Source organism: Bradyrhizobium sp. P5_C11_2 (assembly GCF_054049755.1).
The window spans coordinates 1-1,074 of sequence record NZ_JBFULT010001079.1 but is presented as its reverse complement, the minus strand read 5'-3'; the positions used below and the strand labels follow the sequence as shown (position 1 = coordinate 1,074).

Below are 1,074 nucleotides of genomic sequence, written 5' to 3'. Positions count from 1 at the left end.
GTGCCGGGTGGGGGCTTTCTCCTCTCGCGAGATATCGCTGGTGGAGAGAGCCCTTCCCCCTACCCTCTCCCGCAAGCGGGAGAGGGGGCGCACCGGCGGCCTGGCGGCGCGCCGGGCTCATCGCATCACGATTTGACGTAGCGGATCAGCGAAAAGTGGCCCATCGGCGGCATCGGGCGGCGCTCGGCGAGCGTGATGCCGCCGTGTTTGGCGGCCCAGTCGACCAGGCGCTGCCACGGGAATTCCGGGCGCCAGCCGAGGCGGCGGGCGAGCGGGGCGAAGGCGAGCTCGGACAGCTTTCGCAAGCCCTTCTCGGCGCCGATGTGGTTGACGAGGATCAGCTCGCCGCCCGGCTTGAGCACGCGCACGAACTCGTCGAGCGTGCCTTCGGGATCGGGCACGGCGGTGATGACATATTGCGCGACCACCGCGTCGAAGAGGTTTGCGGGGAAGGCGAGGTTCTTGGCGTCCATCACCGAGAGCACCTCGACATTGCTAAGCCTGAGCGCGCGCACGCGCGCCTGCGCCTTGCGCAGCATCGGCTCGGAGATGTCGACGCCGCAGATTTTCGTGGTGCGCGAATAATCGGAGAGTGAGAGCCCGGTGCCGACGCCGACGTCGAGGATGCGGCCGCCGATGCGGTCGGCCTCGGCGATGGTCGACTGCCGGCCGGCGTCGAACACCTTGCCGAACACGAGATCGTAGACCGGCGCCCAGCGGCCATAGGCCTTCTCGACCCCGGCCCGCGAGATGTCTGCTGCCATGCCCCCTGCCCTTACGCGAATCTTTATAGAGAATTGATCGTTGGTGAAATCAATGCCAGCCCTGCGCGAGGTCTAGCGCCTCTCCCGCTTGCGGGAGAGGTCGGCACGCAGTGCCGGGTGAGGGTTCTTTCCGCTCGCGAGATATCGCGTGTGGAGAGAACCCTCTCCCCAACCCTCCCCCGCAAGCGGGAGAGGGGGCGCACTTCCGGTGTCGCGAGAGTGCGATTCAATCTCGTCATGATTAGCCGCGCACGGCTTCGGCGAGCGGCCGCGCCGTGCTGCTTGCGGCTTTCGCGGCGGCGCTCTGGAT

At 67.4% G+C, this 1,074-nt stretch carries 1 protein-coding gene; it reads right to left on the bottom strand.

The features are described from left to right. Positions 1 to 125: 125 nt before the first annotated feature. Positions 126 to 764: a class I SAM-dependent methyltransferase gene (locus ACXJL8_RS41805; protein ID WP_456623922.1), complete on the bottom strand. Its 639-nt coding sequence runs from the start codon at positions 762 to 764 to the stop codon at positions 126 to 128. Positions 765 to 1,074 lie beyond the last annotated feature (310 nt).